Here is a 22,423-nt window from a genome sequence, read left to right as displayed (position 1 = left end):
ATCGCTTATGAAATTGGCAACATTGAACAATGGCAAGCGCGATGGCGCTTTGGTGGTTGTGAGCCGGGATCTGGCCCGGGCGGTGCGGGTGAGCGAGATTGCCCCGACGTTGCAGACCGCCCTCGACGAGTGGGCCGAGGTTGCCCCCAGGCTTGAGGCTGTCTATCAGCAGCTTAATGAGGGCCGCGTGGCCGAGGCGTTCCCCTTTGACGAAGCATCTTGCCTCTCTCCGCTGCCGCGCGCCTATCAGTGGGCCGATGGCAGTGCCTACGTCAACCATGTGGAGCTGGTGCGCAAGGCACGCGGCGCCGAGATGCCGGAAAGCTTCTGGCACGATCCCCTGATGTATCAGGGAGGCTCGGACAGCTTCCTCGCCCCCCGTGGGCCGATTGTGATGGGCTCGGAGGAGTGGGGGATCGATTTCGAGTCGGAGGTAGCCATCATCACCGACGATGTGCCGATGGGGGTGAGTGCGCAGGGGGCCGCCAGCCACGTCAAATTGCTGATGCTGGTCAACGATGTGAGCCTGCGCAACCTGATCCCGGGGGAGCTGGCCAAGGGCTTTGGCTTCTTCCAGTCCAAACCGTCCAGCGCCTTCTCGCCGGTGGCCATCACTCCAGATGAGCTCGGCGATGACTGGCGTGATGGCAAAGTGCATCTGCCGCTTCTGACTCACCTCAACGGTGCCCCGTTTGGTGCGCCAGAAGCCGGGGTGGATATGACCTTCAGCTTCTTCGAGCTGATTGCCCATGCCGCCAAGACCCGTCCCCTAGGCGCTGGCTGCATCATTGGCTCGGGCACCGTCTCCAACTACGATCGCAGCGCCGGTTCATCCTGCATCGCCGAGCGCCGCATGCTGGAAATTCTTGATTGTGATCAAGCTATAACCCCCTATTTGCAGTTTGGTGATAGAGTGTCGATCGCGATGGAGGATCGCTCTGGCCAAAACCTGTTTGGCACCATATCTCAACAGGTGGTGCCAGCGAGCGGTCAGGGAGGTTGATGGCCAGCGCCGGTTGGCGGCAAGGATTTTCGGGATATGTCCGGATCACGACGAGCCCTCAACCGGTGCCGGATACACAAGGAGGCAGGTGGCGAGCACCTGCCGGGCTTCGGGCCCAGATAAGATGCAGGGACAGATTATGTTGCAGTTGTTTGGCTATTGGCGTTCGTCGGCAAGTTTTCGGGTGCGGATCGTGTTGCAGCTCAAGGGGCTCGCCTACGAGCAGCATCCCATCAATTTGCGGCAAGGCGAGCAGAGCGAGAAGGCCTATCGCCGGATCAACCCGCAAGGGCTGGTGCCGTTTCTGGTGGATGGCGATGTGCAGATCGGTCAGTCGGTCGCCATCATGGAGTACCTTGACGAGACCTATCCCGCCTATTCTCTGATGCCCTCTTCCCCCGACGCGCGGGCTCGGGTGCGCCAGATCGTCAACATGATCGCCTGTGATATTCACCCGCTCAACAATCTGCGGGTGCTCAACTATCTGGAAGAGCACTTCAGGGCCAACAACGAGCAGGAGGCCCGCTGGTATCGCCACTGGATTGACGAGACCTTCACCGCCCTCGAACAGCTGTTGATGACCACCGCCGGTGTCTACTGCGTCGGCAACGAAGTGACCCTGGCCGACTGCATGCTGGTGCCCCAGGTCTACAACGCCCGGCGCTACGACATGACCCTGGAGGATTACCCCACCATCCGTCGCATCGTCGCCAACTGCGAGCAGTTGCAAGCCTTTATCAAGGCCGCCCCCGCCAACCAGCCGGACGCGCAGTGACCTACTGACTTGAATCGCGGGATGGCATCAACACGCCATCCCACGCGTCACATCTCCTCATCTCTCTATTCCCCTCTCTGTGCGCTTTTTGTTCTTCGTGTTGACGGCTGAATGTCGCCAATAATCCTTCGCTTGTCACACTTATCAACATTTTGCATCGACTGAGTCTTTGTTATTGGTGCTTTGGGCTGCCAGTCACACTCAAGTCAGTGGATTGGGCCTAGTATCGCCACGCCAGCGGGACAACGGAAAGCAGAGATGTGAACAGGTCGTCTATCAGGGGGCCTTGGCTACCTCTCTGGTTTCCACGGTTTATCCGCACTGCTTTTTACGTGTTTACGGTTTGATGGCCCGCACTGCCCGGCCCGTGTCACCGCGCAGATCCCTTGTGACAGCGGCAGGTTGACTGGCGAGCCACCGCTTATTTGCAACCACTCTGTGCAACAAGGAGATCTCATGCATTCCTTCAAAAAGTGCGTCGTCGCACTCTCCATCAACCTTGCTCTCTTCTCGTCGGCGTTCGCCTGTACCACCTTGCTGGTCGGCAGTGAAGCCAGCGCCGATGGCTCCATGATGGTGGCCCGCAGCGCCGACAGCGATGCCCTGAAAGCCCAGCATTTCGTGATCCATCCGGCCAAGCAGGGTCAGAGCGGAGTCCATAGTTCCAAGGCCCACAACGGCGCCAATGATTTCAGTTATCCCTTGCCGAAAAACTCCCTGCGCTATACCACAGTGCCGAACTGGAAGACCCAGCTGCACGGCGCCACCGGATTTAATGAGAAGGGGGTCGGGGTGAGCGGTACCGAGTCTATTTTTGCCTCACCCGAAGCGCTTGCCTTCGACCCCTATGTGGAAGAGAAGGGGATCACCGAGGATGATATTCCCGATGTGCTGCTCTCCCGGTCTACGTCGGCACGCGAGGCGGTCGCCTTGCTTGGCAACATCATCGAAACCATAGGGGCAGGAGAGGGATTTGGCGTCGCCGTGGTGGATGATACCGAGCTCTGGTATCTGGAGACCGCCACCGGCCACCACTGGATGGCGCAGCGTCTGCCGCAAAATCACTATTTCGCTACCGGCAATCAGGGCCGCCTGCAGCAGTACGATCCCGCCAGTGCCGACATGATGGGCTCGAAAAATCTGATCGAATTTGCCACCGAGAAGGGGCTCTACCATCCGCAAAAGGATGGGGCATTCAACTTCTCGAAAGCCTATACCCGCGATGACGAGCGGGACCGCACCTATAACGATCCGCGAGTCTGGACTATCCAGCAGATGTTCAACCCCTCGCTCAAGCAGGCGGTGGATGCCGGTCGCCAGTTCCCGGTCACCCTCTCCCCCGAGAAGAAGATGACGCTGGAGGAGGTCAAGGCAGTGCTGCGCAATCATTATGACGGTACCGAGCATGATCCCTACAGCAAGGGGTTGAACGGTCAGGAGCCGTGGCGCCCTGTCAGTGTGTTTCGTACCTATGAGTCCCATGTGATGCAGGTTCGCCCCTGGATGCCGCGTGAGGTGGGGGAGGTGACCTATGTTGGACTCGGCATGGCGGACTTGACCGCCTTCGTTCCCTACTACAGTGGTCTGGAAGCCTATCCGGCCCACTATGCCATGGGCAGCGACAAGGCCGACAGCGACTCCATCTACTGGAAATATCGCAAACTGCAGACTTTGGTAATGACCGATTACCCCAAACTGGCCCCCATGGTGAAGCAGGCTTACCAGAGCTGGGAGGCGAAGATCGCCAAAGAGCAGAAAGAGATGGAAGCCAACTATCTGAAAACGGTCAAGACCGACAAGGCCGCAGCCAACAGCCTGCTCAACGACTTCAATCTGCGAGTCATGAAGGAGGCCGAGGCGTTGACTGAAGAGCTGACCAACCAGATCTTCACTGTGCGCACTCAGGATATTCAGGCCGATATCTTCTTCGCCAACAAGGCGAAAAAGGACTGATTGCCCCCCCATGATGTGGTGAAGCGGCAGAGCGTGTCGTCATCCATTTCCTGAGTGTGGTGATCCTCTCACGGCCACCCCGGTTATCAGAAGACGACATAACGAAAAGCCTTCACGGAAGTGAAGGCTTTTTTGCAGAGTGTTCCGGTGATAGCGACAAAGCCTGTCTGGCTAAAAACGGTACTCGATATGGAGGGTATGGCTGTCCAGCCCCGGGTTCTTGTCATACATATAGGCGTTGGACATGTGCTCATATTGATAGCCGATCAGCCAATTCTTGGTGATGGCGTAGCCGAGACCGATGCCCAGAGCGAACTGGAAGGGGCCGCCATAATCCTTGAAGCCGTGGCCGCGTGTGCCAAATTGATGTTGATTGAGCCAGACCATTTCGCCGGGTATCCAGGTCACCCAGTTACCCCATTGGCATTCGATACGGGCGCCGCCTCCCAGTCTTGCGGTCTCTTCATCTTCTACCTTGAGTGTTCCTCCACGCACCCCCAGCCCAAATTGGCAGCCTGAGTCTCCCCAGCGCCAGAACATATGGTGAAACTTGGCGTCGGCGAATTTGATGTCGAGCTTTTCATTGCTGAATGCCTTGCCTAGTTGCAGGGTAAGAATATTGTCATTGGCTATCGCTCCTGCGCTGGTGAGCAACGAAACCAGCAGGCCGATCCTTGATAGAGTGTTAGCGTCCATGCCCCCTCCAATGTCGTTGTGACCCTGTGTCGCTGATTCAATCGGACACATATCAGGCATAGTCAACGGACAATAACCCTGTCAATCACGGCCAGAAAAACTAAAAAAAATCATGTTGGTCGATAAATGGGCTATCGCGTTGATGCCCTTAATAAGGGGAGGTCATCAGCATCCCGGCTTAGTTCGTTATTTGAACAAATGTGTAACATGTGACGTGATGATGCTCGCTGGCGTGGACTGGTTTATCGCGCAGGGTGAGGAGTTTGAGAGGGATGTCGGATATGACTTCCTGGGTAAATCAGATTTCTCCTATTTCATTTTCATTGAAAAATCAATATTGTGACTTCACAAAAATTAATTTTTTCTGGAAGGGAAGAGGAATAATTTAGACGTTTCTAAATTAATCTGGAGCATCATCAAAATTATTTACACCATGTGAATACATTTTTTGCCAATGAAAAATGAAATAAAAAATTCTTAAAAAACAGTATTTTGCTGATTTTTTCATCGGGTGGGGATTGCAGGTGAAATTTTTGATTGTTGACCCAATTGCGGCTTATTGGTAGCATTCAAAAAAAACGAGAATAAGTATGATATACGTCACATTGTGACGCTTTCATGCACGGGTTGGGTGCTTGCATTATAATCTATCTGCTGGCTTTTTGAGCTGGCAGTCCACGTATTTTGTCCCTCCTGTATTTATTTCACATCCATTTTGTATGCTTTTTATCCGGCAGGATGTCATCGCCGTGCGGTAGCTATGTCTAATTTTCCCGGCACCTCGTGTTGTGCGGTAGCTATGGCCAAACAAGAGATGCTGGCATCATTTGTGTAACACTTTGCCAACATTTGAACTGTGTCACCCGTCTTGAGGCTTATGACTGCTCTGAGCAATACAGACGGTGTACAGCCTGATATCCATCATAACTATTCGCGTTTTACTCGATTTGTTCAGAGCATTCTGCAATGTACGCAGTAAACGCTCATATATTGAGCAAATCACGCTGATCCAGCTTGCATCAACCGCTTTTTCAAGTCTTGACTGATTGCCTGTTAATGAGGTACTTCATGGCCCACTTTGGCATATAGAGGATATGAAAATCTTCGTAATGCTGAATATTGCAGTTCTTCTTGGGTCGCAAAGATAACCAGCAAATCGGTAAAAAATTACCAGAGCATAAGACTGTAAAGTTTTAAAAGATTAACATTTGACTCCATGGAAAATATTGACACATGAATTATGCAACCCGGTTATTGGCGATTTCATTAGCCATACAAGTTGGTGGCTGCGCATATGAGCCAAAGCAGGTAGAAGCGTCTCGTCCTCTCGTCAACCCCTCGATTGCTACCGAATTGCATGTCATGCCTCCCGATCTGCAGCAGGCGCTGAATACGCTGCCACAGGGGGCAGCATTCAGTAGAAACAATGTGACCTATACCCTGGGGCAACGTTATGTTTCTGCTCTGGGTCTTGAGTGCGTTGAGTTGTTGTTTAACAGTGTGCAAGGCCACTCGCAAAGACGTGCGGCATGCAAGACTGAAGAACAATGGTATCTGATACCTCAACTGGAACAGACCTCTGTCAGCAACCTTCTTGCTGAGCAATAAAATGAAGGCAAATGGTTTGAAAAAAATGAAAATATATCAGCTTGGCACACTTCTGTTCCTCATCAGTACATCCTGCACAACCATGACCCTTGCCGCACCTGATTTAGCGCAAGCAAATGGATCATCATTTGGTTACACCCTTTCAGGAAAAGCTGCAGAAAACACCGGCCCCCAGCTTGGTGGTCAAGCTGCACTGAGTGGGCAGGCAAACACAAGTTCAACGACCGGGAGTTTTACTCAACAGAATCGTCAAGGGATGTTGTTACCCGGTGAGGCAGACGTACGAAAATTACTGCCCCTGGCAGAGGCAGGATTACCTCCTCCTTATGGCGCCAATCTGTTTGCAGGTGGGTATGAGACTGAACGCAGTGATGGTTTGAATGACAATTATCTGATAGCTCCGGGTGACAAACTTAATATCTGGATCTGGGGAGCCGTCAACTTTTCAAATGTAGTGACGGTAGATAATCAAGGTAATATCTTCATCCCTGATGTCGGCCCGATCAATGTCAAGAATGTACCTGCCAGCCAGGTCAATAATCTGGTGACCAGCAGGATTGGTGATGTTTTTACAAATAATGTCAATATCTACGTCAACCTGTTGACAACAACTCCCGTGAGTGTGTTTGTCACTGGCCCGGTAATACGGCCAGGCCAGTATGCGGGTCAATCCTCTGACAGTGTGCTCTATTTTCTAAAACGGGCTGGGGGGATCGATTCGGAGCGCGGCAGCTATCGTCAAATAAAGGTATTACGCCAGAACCAGGTCATCCAAAAAATCGATCTGTATGAATTCATGCAGCAGGGCAAAATGCCCAAGCTCTCTTTTAAAGATCAGGATGTCATCCTGGTAGAGCCACAGGGCCCGATGATAAATGTCGCGGGCAAGGTTCGTAATCCCTTCCGTTTCGAATTGACTCAGCGTAATACGCTAGGCTCGGAGCTGGTCAACTACGCACTGCCGCTTGCCAAGGTGAGTCATGTCGGGGTGATAGGTGACCGTCCAAGTGGTCCATTCTCCATCTATTTACCTTACAAGGATTTCGCCAGCCTTCAGCTTAAGGATGGTGACAAAGTCTTGTTCAATGATGATATGCATGCTCAGGTTTATGATGTGCAGGTCGCAGGTAGCTATATGGGGCCCTCATATTTCACTGTGCGCAAGCAGACCAAGCTGCATGAGCTGCTCAACCATATTCCCATTGACCCACAGCTTGCCGATTACCAATCCATCTACCTGATGCGCAAGAGTGTCGCTGCACGGCAAAAAGAGATGTTGGAAGAGTCGCTCAACCGGTTGGAACGCAGTGTGTTTACTGCTCCTGCCAGCTCGGATGGTGAAGCGGCGATCCGTGCCAAAGAGGCAGAACTGGTGATGCGCTTTGTCGAAAAGGCCAGAAAAATTCAGCCACTTGGCAAGGTGGTGGTCGCAGACAAGGGGATTGTTGCGAACATTCAGTTGGAACAGGGTGACCAGATTGTCATACCGAACAGAACCGACCTGATCCAGGTCGGTGGGGAAGTGTTGATGCCACAAGCTGTGGTCTATAACGCCAATGCGACTCTCGATGACTATGTGGCCTGGGCGGGCGGATTCACCGAGCGTGCGAATGACCAGCGGATAGCCGTGGTTCATGCCAACGGATTGGTGGAGTTTAAAGATAAGGGGAGTGTCCAGCCCGGTGATCAGATCCTGGTGTTGCCCAAGGTCGACAGCAAAACCATGCAATCGGTCAAGGATATTACTCAAATTATCTATCAGATCGCCGTGGCTGCTAACGTAGCAATTAACTAAGCCGCTGATTGCGGCGTAAGACAGACTCGCCTCGGCGAGTCTGTTATACGGTAGAGCGACTTAATGAATAAACCGATTCTTAATCAAACGCCGCGCACATCCCTGCAGGTGTTGCGAGATGTTGTATTTGGCCTGCTTATTCGCGAGCTTAAAACCCGCTTTGGCAATTATCGGCTGGGCTATGCTTGGGCATTGCTAGACCCATTGTTGATGATAAGCGCATTTAGTTTGATCTTTGGTTTACGAGGTTCGAGTGGTTTTGGCGGCGCACCTGCGCCACTATTTATTACTGCGAGTTATTTACCTTTTCTTTTTTTTAGAAATGTCGTCAGTAAATTGCAATCAGCAGTTAGTGCCAATATGGGCTTGTTCTGCTATAGACAGGTAACGCCGTTTTCTACCTTTATTGCTCGCTTCATGCTTGAAACCATGATTGGAATCATCGTCGGCTGCATTTTAGTCATGGGACTTTTGTGGTTTGGTTTTGATGCCATCCCTGATGACCCGTTGCAAGTCATACTCATTTATTTCTTATTGATGGCATTTTCATTTTCACTTGGTATTATTTTTTGTGTTGTTTGTAATTTGTTTCAAGAGGCCGACAAATTTCTCGGTTTGTTGATGATGCCGTTGATGTTCATCTCATGTGTCATGTATCCACTTATGACAATTCCTGCCCAGTATCAGCACTGGTTTTTATGGAATCCGCTAGTGCATGCAGTTGAATTGATCAGAAGTGGGTGGCTTGCTGGTTACAGTAGTCCAAATGTTAGCTGGATATACTTTTCAAGTGTGACACTGATATTGTTAACATTTGCTATGAGCTGCTATCGTTTGAATCATCGTCGATTAATTTCCAGTTAATGTGAAATAATATGATCATTCTTGATAATGTAACCAAGTATTATCCGACAAAATTTGGACGCAACTATGTACTACGGGATGTCAGTATTGAATTGCCGCGGGATCGTAACATTGGCATTTTAGGTGTCAACGGGGCTGGTAAATCTACCTTGTTACGCTTGTTGGGGGGTATGGATGCGCCTAATGAAGGGCGTGTTATTCGTCAATGCCGTGTATCCTGGCCGTTAGCATTAAGTGGTGGATTTCAAGGCAGTATGACCGGACGAGAGAATACGCGCTTTGTCTGTCGTATTCATGGTGTACGGGATACCAAGACGGTTGAAGAGTGGGTGAAGGAGTTCTCAGAGATCGGTCAGCACTACGAGTTACCCATCAAAACCTATTCCAGTGGTATGAAGTCAAAATTCAATTTCGCCGTCAGTATGGCCTTTGATTTTGATATTTATCTGACGGATGAGATCACCTCGGTAGGCGATGCGCGCTTTAAACAGAAATGTATTGATGTGTTTAATCAAAAACGCGAAACAGCCAGTCTTATCATGGTGTCGCACGATATGAAAAACCTTCGTCAGCAGTGCGATATGGGTATTCTGTTGCGTAATAGCAGACTGGAAGTATTTGACAATATCGACGATGCCATCCGTATCTATCAGAATCTATAATAAGCCAAATTCAACATGACTCAACTTATCAAATCAGAAAAGTCCTCACGCTTTGTGCGCAAGTTGCGCAAGTTAAGTAAAGCGCCGAAACAGTTTTTTATTGACTCCAGCGGTTATCAGATTGCTCATCGTTCTTGGCAAAGTAGTCTCAAATTAGGTAGCTTCTTGTGGGTGGTACTTTGCTTTGCGATCGCGACAGTCTATTTTGGTTTTATGGCATCTGACCGTTATGTCAGTCGTGCCGAGTTGATCATCAAGCAAGCTGATCAAATCAAGATGTTACCCGACGCCTTGTCCATGCTGGGTATTGGGGGTAGCAATCATCAAGATGTGTTGTTAATTCAAGACTATTTAAAATCATGGGATATGCTAGCCAAGCTGGATAAAGAGCTCGCCCTCAAATCACACTACCAAAGTGGTGCGGCAGATTATTTTTCACGCTTGTCTGATGATGTCAGTCGAGAGGATTTCATCAAGTACTATCGCCAGCATCTGGGATTACATCTTGATGAGTTGTCCGGTGTACTTACCATCGAGTTGCAGACATTTGATCCCCAATATGGCCAACAGGTTGTGGCCCTGATGCTTAAAGAGTCAGAACGCTTTATCAACAAGTTGGGGCATCAAGTGGCTCTCGATCAGCTTGCTTTTGTCGAAAAGGAAGTCGATCGGGCTTATCAACGGTTGCAAGATGAAAAAGCCAAGGTGCTGGCCTTTCAAAACAGCCATCAACTTATCAGCCCAGAGTCGACCAGTAGCGCACGCTTGGGAGTGGTCAGCCAGATTGAAGGCGAACTGGTGCGCCAACAGGCCGAGCTGAAACAACTGCGCAGCTATATGAAGGATTCCGCTCCCGCCGTTGTCTCGGTACAGAGCCGGGTTGATGCCTTGACCAGGCAACTTGAGCAGGAACGAGCCAAGTTGACCGGTCAGGACAAGGACGCCATGAATGAAATCACCGCCGGCTATCTGGATGTGCAAACCCAGGCAACCCTGGCGGCAGATCTCTATAAAACCGGTCTTATCAGCCTGGAGCAAGCCAGGGTTGAAGCGTATCGCAAGTTGAAGCACCTGTTGGTGATCACTCAGCCTACACTGGCGGAAGATGCCGAATATCCGCGTCGCCTTTATAACCTTGCTACCGTGGGTGTACTGCTTTGCCTCTTCTATGGTCTGATCGTGATGGGGTTAGCGACATTACGTGAGCACCAGGATTAATCACTGCATGATAAAGATGATATTGGGATTTTGATATATTTTGAAATCAGGGCATACCTAATGCTTTCGGCAATTATTGCTACCTACTGAGCGACAGTTAATAAATCTAACAAGCTATACATTTTATTTTCATGATTATGGAATAAGTTTTTTTGGGAAAAGTATCTATTTACCATGGCAGCAAATCTATTGGTAGTAGATAGAGAGGATGTCATCTTTTTCCAAGTTGATATCCATTCACTATAAGTTAAACCAACAAGAGCATGGGATATGCGAAAAACAATACCTCGAGTAACAAATAATAACTCATTGCACGAAATTAAAAATGAGCTGGCAGTGCTGAAACAGGCGTTAGTTGAAAAAGATAACCTTCTGAATACAGTAAATGAGAGCTCGTTTGCCTTGCAAGTTCAATTAGAGATCTGTCAAGGCAAGTCAGCTCGACTCACCGCTGATAATGTGGCATTGAAGGCCCGCATTAAGGGGCTTGAACAAGATCATCAAACTAGAAACGCTGAACTGGCCACGCTCAGCAAGTTGATCATGAAATCTGATGAGACCGCTCAACAGAGTGCTGCACAGTTGAAAAAGAGTCATCTTGAACTGGATAGTTGTAAAAATGAACTCAGCAAGACTAAAGCCGCTTTAGATATATCTCAAACAAAATTAAAGAAAGCTGAGTCAGAACTTGGTCTATTGAAACAGTCACACAACAAGACCAAGCAGGAACTTGAGAACGAACTCGGTAAATTAAAGTCTCAATTAGTTAAAGAGAAAGAGTTAAATCATTCACTTTCCTCCCAGCTAACTAATCTGCAAGATAATTTGAATGTCAGATTCAGTGAGCTGGCTAAACTTAGTAATATTTTAGAAGTAAAAGAGCGGAAGCTGCTGGCTAAGGATAATGAACTGTCTATATACAAGGAACAGCTAGATAAACTGAAAGCCTCCTTTGCATGGAAAGCGGCAGCTCCCGCACGTGCATTGAGTAACAAATTTAAAAAGAAAAATACTAAAAGTATGTTACGTCAGCATGCCGAGGTTGTTCAAAACTCAGGCTTGTTCAGCGTCGACTGGTATAGAAAAAACTGTCCTGAGATTGATGAACTTTCCATTTCTCCGGTCGAGCATTATTTGACCATAGGTTTTAAAGTGGGTTTGACTCCCAGTGAGCGTTTTGACGGAAATGATTATTTAGCGAGGTATCCCGACGTACAACAAGAAGGGGTAAATCCTCTTTTACATTATCTCATGTTTGGCAAGAATGAAGGCAGAACGATCTAATTTTTCGGGATTAAAAAATGAATAACTTCGATGCTCAATGGTATTTGAATAATTATAAAGATGTCGAACTGTCCGGCATGGACCCGTATCAGCATTATCAAAAAATCGGTAAACTGATCGGCCGTCATCCTATGGACCCAAATAAAATAGCGGCCAACACGGCACAAATTGCCAAGAGTGCAGCAAAGCCAGCCCCTGTCGGTAATAAAGCTATCCGCGGTGATTTCAACCTGAAAGCGGGCGGGAGTGGCGAACTCTATGGCTGGCTGGCCGAAATCGGTGATCCGGCCCCCCGTGAAGCGTTAATCAGCATAGATGGTAAACAGTATAAAGTGCTGGCCGATGTCAAACGTGAGGATTTGGCCAAGAACAAGATCAACAATGGTCAACATGGTTTTCGCTGGAGCGTACCTGCTGAATTTATCGATGGTAAAACCCATCAACTAGAACTGGTTGATGCCAAAACCGGGCAGTTGCTCAAGCAGACAACTACCTCCTGGCAGCATAATCGCAAGTTTACCTGCTTTGATGAGTTTTTGGCCGAGTCAATGGTCAACCCGATGATCTATGCCCCCTATCGGGAAGAGGACAAACGCTGTTTCGCCATGATGGAGAATACGCGTCGTTCGCTGGTCGCCTATACCCAAACAAATAATCTCGATGCGTTAGTCAGCATCATCATGCCGGCATACAACCGGGAAGATACCATTCCTGCCGCCATTACCTCTGTTCTGGCACAAACGTACCCATATTTTGAACTGATCATTGTCGATGATGGCAGTACGGATGGAACCATCCAGGTGGTTGAGGAGTTTATGGATGAACGGGTTCGTCTGATCCGCGGGCCTGGTCGTTCTGGCGTCTCTGAAGCTCGTAATATCGGTTTACGGGCAGCGAAAGGTGAGCTGATTGCCTATCTGGATTCCGACAATACCTGGCAACCTGAATACCTCAGCGCCATGGTCGCCGCCCTGCACAAGAGCCCTCATGCCCAGGCTGCCTATTCTGGCCAATATCTCTATCGTGGCACGCATCCGGAACCGTTTGCGATCCGCTTTGCCAGTTTCAATAAGGGTCTGCTGGAAAACCGTAACTATATTGACCTGAACTGTTTTATGCATAACAAGCAGGTCTTTAAAAAGACGGGAATGTTTGACACCCAGTTGAAGCGGTTTGTCGATTGGGATCTGATCCTCAAGATCAGCAGTGAATTCACCATTATTTCGGTGCCGGTGATCCTCTCCAACTATTTTTATGAGCTGGCAGAAAATGCCATCACCAATGACCATTCGTTAAACGGTTTTATCGATATTGTGCGAGAACAGCACAACACCCGTGAATTTATCAAGGGGCGGGCCCTGTTGCGTTATGGCCAGAGCGAACCGGTCAAGCATCGCTTGCCCAAGCCAAAATTGGCACATCACGTCACCATCATTATCCCGAACTATGAATCGCTGGAGGATATTCAGGATTGTCTCTCTTCCATTCGCAAGTATTACGATAGCAAGCAGGTCGATATCATAGTGGTCGACAATGCGTCAGCCATGGCAGTCAGAACCTATTTGCGGGAGCAGGCGGTCAAAGAGTTTGATATTACCTATATCGAGAATGAGTTTAATGCCGGTTTTACCTATGCGGTGAATCAGGGGATCAAGGCGGCCAAGGCCGGCAGCGATATCGTATTGCTTAACAACGATGCCTTGCTGACGCGTACCGCACTGGTAGCCATGCAGCAACTGGCCTATCAGGATCCCAATATCGGCCTGGTGGTTCCTCGTCAGGTACTGTTTGCCAATACCAAGACCATTACGACCCATGTGCCGTTTGCCAACCCCGGCATAGATTGCGATGTCAACCTCTCGCAGCATCACAAGAATATTGCTCGGGTGCCCTTGCTGCACGACGGAGAGCAGGTGGAGATCAGCTTTGCCCCCTTCTTCTGTACCTATATGCGCCGCGAGATCGTCGATCAGGTTGGTGGGCTTGATGCCGAATTTGGGCGCCACTATCGCTCGGATCGGATTATGTGTGACTATCTGCGCCACTTGCTGGGAATGAAAATTCTCTATACCAGCCAGGCGGTGGTCTACCATAAATTGCAAAAAGCGACCGACGGTATGCGTAAAAGTGATACAAAAAGTGCCGAATTTGAGCTGATGTTCAAAAAGAATCAATGGGATCATGAAAGCCTGATCAAGTTTTCATTCTCGAAAGCGATGTGGGATATATGAGCATGATGAGTAATATTATGGAGTCAATTGCCAATAATGATTTTTTCATCCCTGAAAAATATGCTGATATTACTGGGCTTACATTCGAATCAGAAATGGATGCTTTTACACATTTCTTGAGTCATGTAACAAATGAAAAGACATCAGAACAGCTGGCATCTTCAACAAATTTTGATGTTGACTTCTACCTGAATAAATACAGAGATGTTTCAAGCGCCAAAGTAAATCCGTTTATGCATTATATTCGCCACGGTTGCTTTGAAGGACGATATTTCAGAGCTTGGAGCAGAGATGAAAATGAAATTATCAATAAAGCAAGAGTGTACTATAGAAATGGTAACTTTAAAAAAGCACTTGAGATAATTATTGATTCAACTGTTCTGAAAACACGTCACCCAGAAATCTTGTTATTCCTTGCTGAAATATATGAAGCTCTTTCATTATTTGAAAAGCAAAGAGAAATCATTCTTGAATCTTTTAAAAAATACCCAAGACATCTATCTACATTAATATCATATGGCCGGTTATTATTAAAAGATAAAAGTGTTTGTTCTTATGATTATTGGCTAGACTTTGTAACGAAATACCCAAGGGTAGAGCAAGGCTATTTGTATTATGCTGAGTCAATAAGGTTTCACAATAAATTTAATTCAGATGATTATTCTAAGACAATATCTTACTATCCTCAGGCTACCAGAAAAAAGTTAATTGCAGATGCAATACAAGTACTGAATGAATCTTTGGTTGATAACTCTAGTAGAGTAATAAAATCAGTTGTATTTACAGACGCTAATATAGACCTAATTCGACACTGTAATGAATCGCTAATAATAGCAACGAATCCTGATTACGTTAACGTTGATTTTATTAATTTTGATGTTATTTTTAGCCCAATTGAAAATAACTTCAAGTTATTAGATGTTCTCTTTAAAAAATACGGAAAATTAAACTCTGTTACAATTAACATAAGTGATTTGCATTCTATTTCTGAGCGTGAAGCTAGGAATATAATTGCAAAAGCTATAGATATATCTGAGCTTGTTCAAATTGCCGGTATTGATTTTAGGACTGATATCAAATCACTTGTTATTTTGCGTCGAATAACAAAATCTATAGATATAACTAGTCTTGAGTATCAAGATGATAGTGTCAAAATTATAAAGTCAAAAAACTCTTTCCCTTTCAGTATTTTTGGCGATGGTTTGAAAAATATTGTTGACAGTGTCTGGATTGATGAGCTCAAACTTTTAAATAAATTAAAAGAATCCATTGATAGTAAAACTCCTTTTAGTTTTGTAAGGTTGGGGCATGGTGAAAATCGTATTCTAGGTTATTCCTATTCTTTTTCAAAAGAGGATGCGGACCATACAACACAGATACTTTTTGGTGAAAAATTAAATCATCAATCTCTGGAGCATCTTTCATATTTATTAAAGCAATCTTTTTCAAATGCAGATGTTGTCGGAGCTCCAATATTTAGAGGCTTTGATGCTAGAAGTGATTTAAAGATCGTAGATAACTCAACCTATATACATCTTAGAGACTTTACGTGTTTTGAAAAAATATTATTGTGTGATGTGAATGCACATTTGAAAAGTTTTAGAACTAATCTGTTTGGTAAAATGTTATCCAATGCTGGACATGTCAATATAATCGCATCAAGAAAAGTGGACGATATAATATCAGATTCGCTGGGTATATCAACACATCAGATATTTATTCCGACTGAATTTGCTTTTTCTGATAATGATATAAAACGAACACCTGTTAAAGGAAAACATTACCCAGATTATTTCTCCAGAATAATGATGGAGATAAATGATAGGGTTGAATTAGGGGCGGTTTATTTAGTTGGTGCCGGGATTCTGGGTAAGATTTATTGTAATGAAATCAAAAAACATGGTGGAATTGCTATTGATGTAGGTTCATTAATAGATGGCATTGCGGGGTTGAAAACACGAACAATACCTCAAGAAGTAGAATGGCTGAATTTTAATAGCGAGCTGAGATAACTATGAATATAACAATTGCAGGCACCGGCTATGTCGGTCTTTCCAACGCGGTATTGCTGGCCCAGCACCATCAGGTCATTGCACTGGATGTGGTGCCAGAAAAAGTCGAACTGCTTAATCGCCGTCAATCTCCCATCGTCGATAAGGAGCTGGAAGAGTATCTGGCAACCAAGCGGCTAAATCTTAAAGCGACGCTTGATAAATACGAAGCGTATGAGGCGGCCGAGTTTGTGATTATCGCCACGCCCACCGATTATGATCCCGAGACCAACTACTTCAATACCAGCACGGTCGAGGCGGTGATCCGCGATGTGATGAGCATCAACCCCAATGCGGTGATGGTGATCAAGTCCACCATTCCGGTGGGCTTTACCGAGCGGATGCGCGAAGAGCTCGGTACCGAGAATCTGATCTTCTCACCTGAGTTCCTGCGCGAAGGCAAGGCATTGTATGACAACCTGCACCCTTCCCGTATCGTGGTGGGGGAGTGCAGCGAACGGGCCCAACGTTTTGCCGACCTGTTGCAAGAGGGGGCCATCAAGCAGGATATTCCGGTATTGCTGACGGGCAGCACGGAGGCGGAAGCGATCAAGTTGTTTGCCAACACCTATCTGGCGATGCGGGTAGCCTATTTCAACGAGCTGGATACCTATGCCCAGTCTCACGGTCTCGACAGTCGCCAGATTATCGAAGGGATTGGCCTGGATCCCCGTATCGGCAGCCACTACAACAACCCCTCCTTCGGTTACGGTGGTTATTGCCTGCCCAAAGATACCAAGCAGTTGCTGGCCAACTACAACAAGGTGCCCAACAACCTGATCCGCGCCATTGTCGATGCCAATACCACCCGCAAAGACTTTATCGCCGACAGCATTATTCGCCGCAACCCCAAGGTAGTGGGTATCTATCGTCTGGTGATGAAGGCGGGCTCGGACAACTTCCGCTCCTCCGCCATTCAGGGGATCATGAAGCGGATCAAGGCGAAAGGCATCGAGGTGGTGGTGTTTGAACCGACCATCAGGGAGGAGCATTTCTTCCACTCTCGTGTTATTCGCGATTTGAACGAGTTCAAGGCTGTGAGTGATGTGATTTTGTGCAACCGGATGGCCGCTGAATTGAGCGATATGGCGGACAAGGTTTACACCAGGGATCTATTCGGTTCCGACTGATATCTGCAATAGCGTATGGGGCTGGGGTCTGTTTTCCCAGCCCCGACATCATGATGTATAATCCTGCAGTTTTTCATCCTGATTGAGAACCCGCCTTGAAATTATTTATTGCTGCAATTGTCAAAAATGAAATAGATGGATTGCTCGAATGGATCGCTTTTCACCGGGTACTCGGTGTCAGTGGATTTATTATTGCAGATAATGGGAGTAACGACGGTTCGCGTGAACTGCTCGGCTCTCTGGCCAAATTAGGGGTGGTTACTGTATTTGACCATCCAACGGTGGGGCTGCAGAAACCGCAGTTGCCTGCATACGATAAAATTTTGCGCACTTGCCCGCGTGATGTAGATCTGTTGGCATTTATCGATGCTGACGAGTTTTTGTTGCCATTGGAGTCAAATGATTTGCGTCCGGTGGTCACACAATGGTTTGCAGATAATAGTGTCAGTGCCGTTGGATTGAATTGGTCTAATTTTGGCTCCAATGGTGAGACCTTTGCAGGTGAGGGGCTGGTGATTGAACGCTTCACGCAGCGTGCACCCCTTGGTTTCAATGTGAACCACAACTTCAAGAGTATTGTGCGCCCCTCCCGGGTTGACAGTTTTTTCAACCCTCATTTTGCCAATTTGCGTTATGGGCGTTATATCGATGCCAATGGTAGTGACATGGTATTACATGCCAAACACGGTAATGGTGTGAGTGCTCAGGTCATCTGGAATGGCATACGAGTCAACCATTACGCAGTTAAATCATTGGAAGAGTTCCTGCTTGGGAAGCATTTGCGTGGTAGTGCGGCAACGGCCAATCGAGTCAAACATAAGGCTTATTTTCAGGCGCATGATCGCAATGACGAGCAATGTCTGCTGGCCGCGGCACTGGCCCCCCAAGTGAAGGCCGAGATGATGATACTGAGTGAACAATTAGCCGCCCTGCCCGCAGAAAGAGAGGTGTCCAATCACTCCTGGTTAGCGAGCAGCATTAAAAAGCTGATTAAATAACTGCTGTTACTTATTAATTCTATTCTTCACGGTCTGTCACTGGTGTGGCGGACTATTTCAATGTCCCCTCAGGTTGTAAATTCATATATGTATAACGATGGTCATTGGCAACCTCTGGCATTGCCTGACGCTTTTTCATGCCACTCTGGCTGGCTCCTGATCCGGGGGACAATCGTGGCGAGCCAACCACGAGGGGAGACTCGTCTGTGCTGGCAGTGCGGACAGGGAAGATGGCATGAGCAGGTGTTGCCAGTCACACGTCGTGGCACCTTGCAGGAGCTGGTCTATCTGCCCACAGGAGCCAGCCATCTCTCTTTACTGGCCAGCAGCAAGGGCGCGGATTGCCATGTAGAGATTAGCGAGCTTCGTTGTGTCTCTCCTATTGAGAGTATCTGGCGTCGATTGCGCCGGGTCCTGCCCTTTTATCGACGCCTGACGAACATCAAACGCAAGAGATTGGGTCTCTCATGGCATTTGTGGCTCACGGATCTGCAGCAGGCTTACCAACTTGTCGGCAGAGTACGTGACGACAAACCGCTCGATAGCTATGAAGAGTGGCTGGCAAACTTCGACGCTCTGGAACCCGCAGAGTACAAGCTGATTGAACGCCTGTTGGCACGTTGGGACTCATTGCCACGTGTCTGTTTTCATCTTGTTGGCGAAAAGAGTGACCAGAGCCGCCAGCAGACCCTTGATAGCATCCAGGCACTCTGTTATCCGGCAAGTCACATCAGGCTGCAGGAGCATGGCGCATCCTCAGATATCCCCAGTCAGCCTGGCGGCGAGTGGCAGTGGGCGTTGCCTGCGGGTGCCCTGGTGTCCCCCAGCGCCCTATTCTGGGTGGCCCATCAGTTACGCCAGGATCCGGATTGTTTATGGCTATACGGGGACCACGACCTGCTTGACGAGAGAGGCAAACGTCACTCTCCCAACTTTAAACCTGACTGGAATGAAACGCTGCTGCAGAGCCAAAACTATATTGGCTGGTGTGGCTTGTGGCGTGAACAAGGCGCAAGCCAAATCCCCTTTGATGCGGCGGCATGCTATCAGTGGTGGCTACAGTTGGCACAACAGTGTGAGCCAAACCAGATTGCCCATATTCCGTCATTGATGATGCATCTGCCTACAAGTGCGTTGCTTTCAAATGATTATGACTCACTGAAAGCGAAAGAGAATTTACTGCCATCAGGAGTGAGCATTGGGGCTGCACCTCATGGTATATGTCGTTGGCACTGGCCATTGCCAACGCAATTGCCATTGGTCTCTGTGATTATCCCCACCCGAAATGGTCTCGCTCATTTACGCCCCTGTATTGAAAGCCTGATCAACAAAACCCATTACACCAATATGGATGTCATGGTGATGGATAATCAGAGCGACGACGAGGAGACCCTTGCTTACCTTGCCCATATCGAACAGGTTTATGGTGTCCGAGTGATTTCTTATGATCATCCGTTTAACTATTCAGCCATCAATAACCTGGCGGTAAGCAAAGCACGTGGTGATCTGGTCTGCTTGCTGAATAACGATACCGAGGTGATCAGCGCTGACTGGCTGGATGAAATGGTTTCCCATTTATTGCGCCCTGGAGTGGGCGTAGTCGGTGCAAAGCTCTATTACGGAAATGGTGTGATTCAGCATGCTGGCGATGCTGTCGGACCTGGCGGTTGTGCAGATCACCTTCATAATGGTTTGTCCGCAAACGATCCCGGATACCAGCGGCGGGCTGTCAGTGCTCAAGAGTTGTCAGCTGTGACGGCTGCCTGTTTATTGACTCATAAAGATTTATATATTGCGCTAGGTGGACTTGATGAAACGCATTTGCCGATAGCGTTTAATGACGTCGATTATTGCCTCAGAGTGCGAGAGGCCGGCTGGCGAGTAGTCTGGACGCCTTTTGCTGAACTGTATCATCATGAGTCTATTTCCCGCGGTAAAGATGTATCAAAACAACAGCAGAGACGAGCAAAATCTGAGTTGCGATATATGAGAACGCGATGGGATGGTGTGCTTAAACACGATCCTGCCTATAACCCTAACTTGAGTTATGAACGTCCTGATTTCTCTCTAAGCAGAGCTCCTAATATGGTGTTGCCATGGATGAATTAATTCGCAGGAAACTATTCAAGCCCTATCTTAAACTCAATAAACAGAGTTATGGCAGCCAGCAAAACTCTGAAATTGACAGTGAGCGATTGTTTATATTGCATGAAGGGAGATCCCCTACATTGGCCTATTTTGAATCGGCTATTGCCAGTCGATTTTCTGATGCAAGATGTCAATGCGTTGATATTCTTGTTTCACCTGAAATCCCTATTCCGGAAGGATCTGCTCTTGTCATTATTCGATTTATCTCTCCTAAGTGGCAACAGCATATAGAAAGATATATCGACAGATGCTCCCGAATAGTTTATTTCATGGATGACGATCTGTTTGACCCGACGGCGCTATCTACGCTGCCCAAAGAGTATCGCAGCAAGATAATAAGGCGCTCGGCGGCTCAACATCGATGGATCACGCAGTACTGTGATGATATCTGGGTATCTACAGCATACTTGGCTAAAAAATATTCCCACCTTAATCCGGAAATTGTTTCCGCAAAACCATCACCATTACTTCTTGAAAAAAGAAAACCAGTAAGAATAGCTTATCATGGTTCAAGCTCTCATCGGGAAGAGAAGTACTGGCTGCGGCAAATCGTCGAGGGGGTATTGGAAGCCTGCCCTAGTGCCAGCTTTGAAATTTTTGGCGAGCATGATATCTATAAATATTATCGCGACCTACCAAGAGTTTCAGTGCTGCATCCAATGAGTTGGCAAAATTATCTTGCGTATACCAAGACCCATCAGTTGGATATCGGATTGGCGCCTCTGCTTGAATCTGATTTTAATTTGGCACGTGGTCCCGTAAAATTTTATGATTTTGTCAGAATGGGCGCTGTGGGTGTATATAGCAATTGCGCTCCCTATAACGATTTTATCGAACAAAACATCAACGGCATTCTGTTGGAGAACGACCCCCAACGCTGGGTTGATGCAATAACATTACTGATTAATAAAGAAAAGAAACGAGCTGAGCTAGCCAATAATGCGAAACTATATGCTTATTCTTTAGCAAACTGATAACTATAACCTGCACGAGATAATACATGCCTAATAATAATTTTTTAGTGCGAAAAGCTGTTATACCTGTAGCCGGTCTTGGCACCCGAATGTTGCCTGCCACCAAGGCTATTCCGAAAGAGATGCTGCCGATCGTGGACAAGCCGCTGATCCAATATGTGGTCAATGAGTGTGTGGCAGCGGGTATCAAAGAGATTGTACTGGTGACCCACTCTTCAAAAAATGCTATCGAAAACCATTTCGATACTTCGTTTGAACTGGAGGCGACCCTCGAGTCTCGCGTTAAACGAAAGCTGCTCGACGAGATACAGAATATTTGTCCGAAAGATGTGACCATCATGCATGTGCGTCAAGGAGAAGCCAAAGGATTGGGCCATGCCATTTTGTGTGCCTATCCGGTCATCGGTGACGAACCGTTCGCCGTTGTTTTACCCGATGTCATTCTGGATGAATATACTGCCGATCAACACACCGAAAATTTGGCTGCCATGTTGGTGCGTTACAAGTTGACTGGACAAAGCCAGGTAATGGTTGAACCCGTGCCACTGGCTGATACCGATAAATATGGGATAGCTGATTGCAATCAGGTCAAGTTGCAGCCAGGTCAGTCCGCACCCATTACTGGGTTGGTTGAAAAACCGGATATTGATGAAGCCCCCAGCAACCTGGCCGTCGTTGGTCGTTATGTGTTGAGCAATAATATCTGGCCCTTGCTCAAAAAGACGCCTCCCGGAGCTGGTAATGAGATCCAGTTGACCGACGCGATTGCCATGTTGATTGAGCAAGAAACGGTTGATGCATTCCATATGACAGGGCTGTCCCACGACTGTGGCAATAAGGCTGGTTATATGAAGGCCAATATTGCCTATGGCATGAGGCACCATGAAATTGGTCAGTTTGTGACTGACTATATCAACTCCCTGACCTCACAAAAAATCGAAAAGGCTAGTGTTTAATATGAAAATCCTCGTGACCGGCGGTGCCGGCTTTATCGGCTCTGCCGTGGTGCGCCATATCATCCGTGATACCCAAG

At 47.8% G+C, this 22,423-nt stretch carries 18 protein-coding genes; 17 read left to right on the top strand and 1 reads right to left on the bottom strand.

Annotated features, from left to right (window positions below):
* Positions 1-7: 7 nt before the first annotated feature.
* From G5171_RS09090 to G5171_RS09080, 3 genes are all read left to right on the top strand, one after another.
* A complete protein-coding gene (locus tag G5171_RS09090) occupies positions 8-1,003 on the top strand; it encodes a fumarylacetoacetate hydrolase family protein (RefSeq protein WP_421251456.1) in 996 nt (331 codons plus the stop codon).
* 139 nt (positions 1,004-1,142) lie between these two features.
* Entirely contained in the window at positions 1,143-1,778 is a 636-nt protein-coding gene (gene maiA, locus G5171_RS09085) for a maleylacetoacetate isomerase (protein WP_421251455.1), read from the top strand.
* 456 nt (positions 1,779-2,234) lie between these two features.
* Positions 2,235-3,731: a C69 family dipeptidase gene (locus G5171_RS09080; RefSeq protein ID WP_421260076.1), complete on the top strand. Its 1,497-nt coding sequence runs from the start codon at positions 2,235-2,237 to the stop codon at positions 3,729-3,731.
* A gap of 171 nt (positions 3,732-3,902) precedes the next feature.
* Here G5171_RS09080 and G5171_RS09075 read toward each other — a convergent pair whose 3' ends face one another.
* Positions 3,903-4,427, bottom strand: a complete 525-nt coding sequence (locus G5171_RS09075) for an acyloxyacyl hydrolase (protein WP_005344743.1) — start codon at positions 4,425-4,427, stop codon at positions 3,903-3,905.
* 1,233 nt (positions 4,428-5,660) lie between these two features.
* Here G5171_RS09075 and G5171_RS09070 point away from each other — a divergent pair.
* From G5171_RS09070 to G5171_RS09005, 14 genes are all read left to right on the top strand, one after another.
* Positions 5,661-6,035 carry a hypothetical protein gene (locus G5171_RS09070; protein ID WP_213388798.1) on the top strand — a complete coding sequence of 125 codons (375 nt, stop codon included), beginning with the start codon at positions 5,661-5,663 and terminating at the stop codon, positions 6,033-6,035.
* Positions 6,022-7,830: a polysaccharide biosynthesis/export family protein gene (locus G5171_RS09065; RefSeq protein ID WP_421251453.1), complete on the top strand. Its 1,809-nt coding sequence runs from the start codon at positions 6,022-6,024 to the stop codon at positions 7,828-7,830. Before G5171_RS09070 ends, G5171_RS09065 begins: the two co-directional genes overlap by 14 nt.
* A 63-nt stretch (positions 7,831-7,893) precedes the next feature.
* Positions 7,894-8,694, top strand: a complete 801-nt coding sequence (locus G5171_RS09060; protein WP_421251452.1) for an ABC transporter permease — start codon at positions 7,894-7,896, stop codon at positions 8,692-8,694.
* A gap of 11 nt (positions 8,695-8,705) precedes the next feature.
* Entirely contained in the window at positions 8,706-9,356 is a 651-nt protein-coding gene (locus G5171_RS09055) for an ABC transporter ATP-binding protein (RefSeq protein WP_213388796.1), read from the top strand.
* Positions 9,357-9,371: 15 nt separating this feature from the next.
* The gene (locus tag G5171_RS09050) at positions 9,372-10,574 is read left to right on the top strand and encodes a sugar transporter (protein WP_421251451.1); all 1,203 of its coding nucleotides are present in this window, start codon (positions 9,372-9,374) and stop codon (positions 10,572-10,574) included.
* Between the two features lie 270 nt (positions 10,575-10,844).
* Entirely contained in the window at positions 10,845-11,858 is a 1,014-nt protein-coding gene (locus G5171_RS09045; RefSeq protein WP_421260075.1) for a hypothetical protein, read from the top strand.
* 17 nt (positions 11,859-11,875) lie between these two features.
* Complete coding sequence (locus tag G5171_RS09040; protein ID WP_421260074.1) at positions 11,876-14,089, top strand: glycosyltransferase; 2,214 nt, start codon at positions 11,876-11,878, stop codon at positions 14,087-14,089.
* A gap of 2 nt (positions 14,090-14,091) precedes the next feature.
* Complete coding sequence (locus tag G5171_RS09035; RefSeq protein ID WP_421260073.1) at positions 14,092-16,101, top strand: hypothetical protein; 2,010 nt, start codon at positions 14,092-14,094, stop codon at positions 16,099-16,101.
* Between the two features lie 2 nt (positions 16,102-16,103).
* On the top strand, positions 16,104-17,270 hold the full coding sequence (locus G5171_RS09030; protein ID WP_421260072.1) for a nucleotide sugar dehydrogenase: 1,167 nt from the start codon (positions 16,104-16,106) through the stop codon (positions 17,268-17,270).
* 95 nt (positions 17,271-17,365) lie between these two features.
* Entirely contained in the window at positions 17,366-18,268 is a 903-nt protein-coding gene (locus tag G5171_RS09025) for a glycosyltransferase family 2 protein (protein WP_421260071.1), read from the top strand.
* A gap of 243 nt (positions 18,269-18,511) precedes the next feature.
* Positions 18,512-20,377: a glycosyltransferase family 2 protein gene (locus G5171_RS09020; RefSeq protein WP_421260116.1), complete on the top strand. Its 1,866-nt coding sequence runs from the start codon at positions 18,512-18,514 to the stop codon at positions 20,375-20,377.
* Positions 20,365-21,390, top strand: a complete 1,026-nt coding sequence (locus G5171_RS09015) for a glycosyltransferase family 1 protein (protein ID WP_421260070.1) — start codon at positions 20,365-20,367, stop codon at positions 21,388-21,390. Before G5171_RS09020 ends, G5171_RS09015 begins: the two co-directional genes overlap by 13 nt.
* 26 nt (positions 21,391-21,416) lie before the next feature.
* Complete coding sequence (gene galU / locus G5171_RS09010; protein ID WP_213388787.1) at positions 21,417-22,346, top strand: UTP--glucose-1-phosphate uridylyltransferase GalU; 930 nt, start codon at positions 21,417-21,419, stop codon at positions 22,344-22,346.
* A 1-nt stretch (position 22,347) separates the two neighbouring features.
* A partial coding sequence (locus G5171_RS09005) for an NAD-dependent epimerase/dehydratase family protein (RefSeq protein WP_139060373.1) occupies positions 22,348-22,423 on the top strand: 76 nt, incomplete at its 3' end.

It is taken from the genome of Aeromonas sp. 600774, from assembly GCF_049175075.1.
GTDB lineage: Bacteria > Pseudomonadota > Gammaproteobacteria > Enterobacterales > Aeromonadaceae > Aeromonas > Aeromonas veronii_A.
This window is presented reverse-complemented; position numbering and strand designations above follow the sequence as displayed.

Excerpts from the sequence above, each read along its gene's own strand:
- G5171_RS09080 (WP_421260076.1), top strand. The coding sequence starts at position 2,235 with ATGCATTCCTTCAAAAAGTGCGTCGTCGCACTCTCCATCAACCTTGCT.
- G5171_RS09060 (WP_421251452.1), top strand. The coding sequence starts at position 7,894 with ATGAATAAACCGATTCTTAATCAAACGCCGCGCACATCCCTGCAGGTG.
- galU (WP_213388787.1), top strand. The coding sequence starts at position 21,417 with ATGCCTAATAATAATTTTTTAGTGCGAAAAGCTGTTATACCTGTAGCC.
- G5171_RS09040 (WP_421260074.1), top strand. The coding sequence starts at position 11,876 with ATGAATAACTTCGATGCTCAATGGTATTTGAATAATTATAAAGATGTC.
- G5171_RS09015 (WP_421260070.1), top strand. The coding sequence starts at position 20,365 with ATGGATGAATTAATTCGCAGGAAACTATTCAAGCCCTATCTTAAACTC.
- G5171_RS09030 (WP_421260072.1), top strand. The coding sequence starts at position 16,104 with ATGAATATAACAATTGCAGGCACCGGCTATGTCGGTCTTTCCAACGCG.
- G5171_RS09070 (WP_213388798.1), top strand. The coding sequence starts at position 5,661 with ATGAATTATGCAACCCGGTTATTGGCGATTTCATTAGCCATACAAGTT.
- G5171_RS09050 (WP_421251451.1), top strand. The coding sequence starts at position 9,372 with ATGACTCAACTTATCAAATCAGAAAAGTCCTCACGCTTTGTGCGCAAG.
- G5171_RS09075 (WP_005344743.1), bottom strand. The coding sequence starts at position 4,427 with ATGGACGCTAACACTCTATCAAGGATCGGCCTGCTGGTTTCGTTGCTC.
- G5171_RS09055 (WP_213388796.1), top strand. The coding sequence starts at position 8,706 with ATGATCATTCTTGATAATGTAACCAAGTATTATCCGACAAAATTTGGA.
- G5171_RS09045 (WP_421260075.1), top strand. The coding sequence starts at position 10,845 with ATGCGAAAAACAATACCTCGAGTAACAAATAATAACTCATTGCACGAA.
- G5171_RS09035 (WP_421260073.1), top strand. The coding sequence starts at position 14,092 with ATGATGAGTAATATTATGGAGTCAATTGCCAATAATGATTTTTTCATC.
- G5171_RS09090 (WP_421251456.1), top strand. The coding sequence starts at position 8 with ATGAAATTGGCAACATTGAACAATGGCAAGCGCGATGGCGCTTTGGTG.
- maiA (WP_421251455.1), top strand. The coding sequence starts at position 1,143 with ATGTTGCAGTTGTTTGGCTATTGGCGTTCGTCGGCAAGTTTTCGGGTG.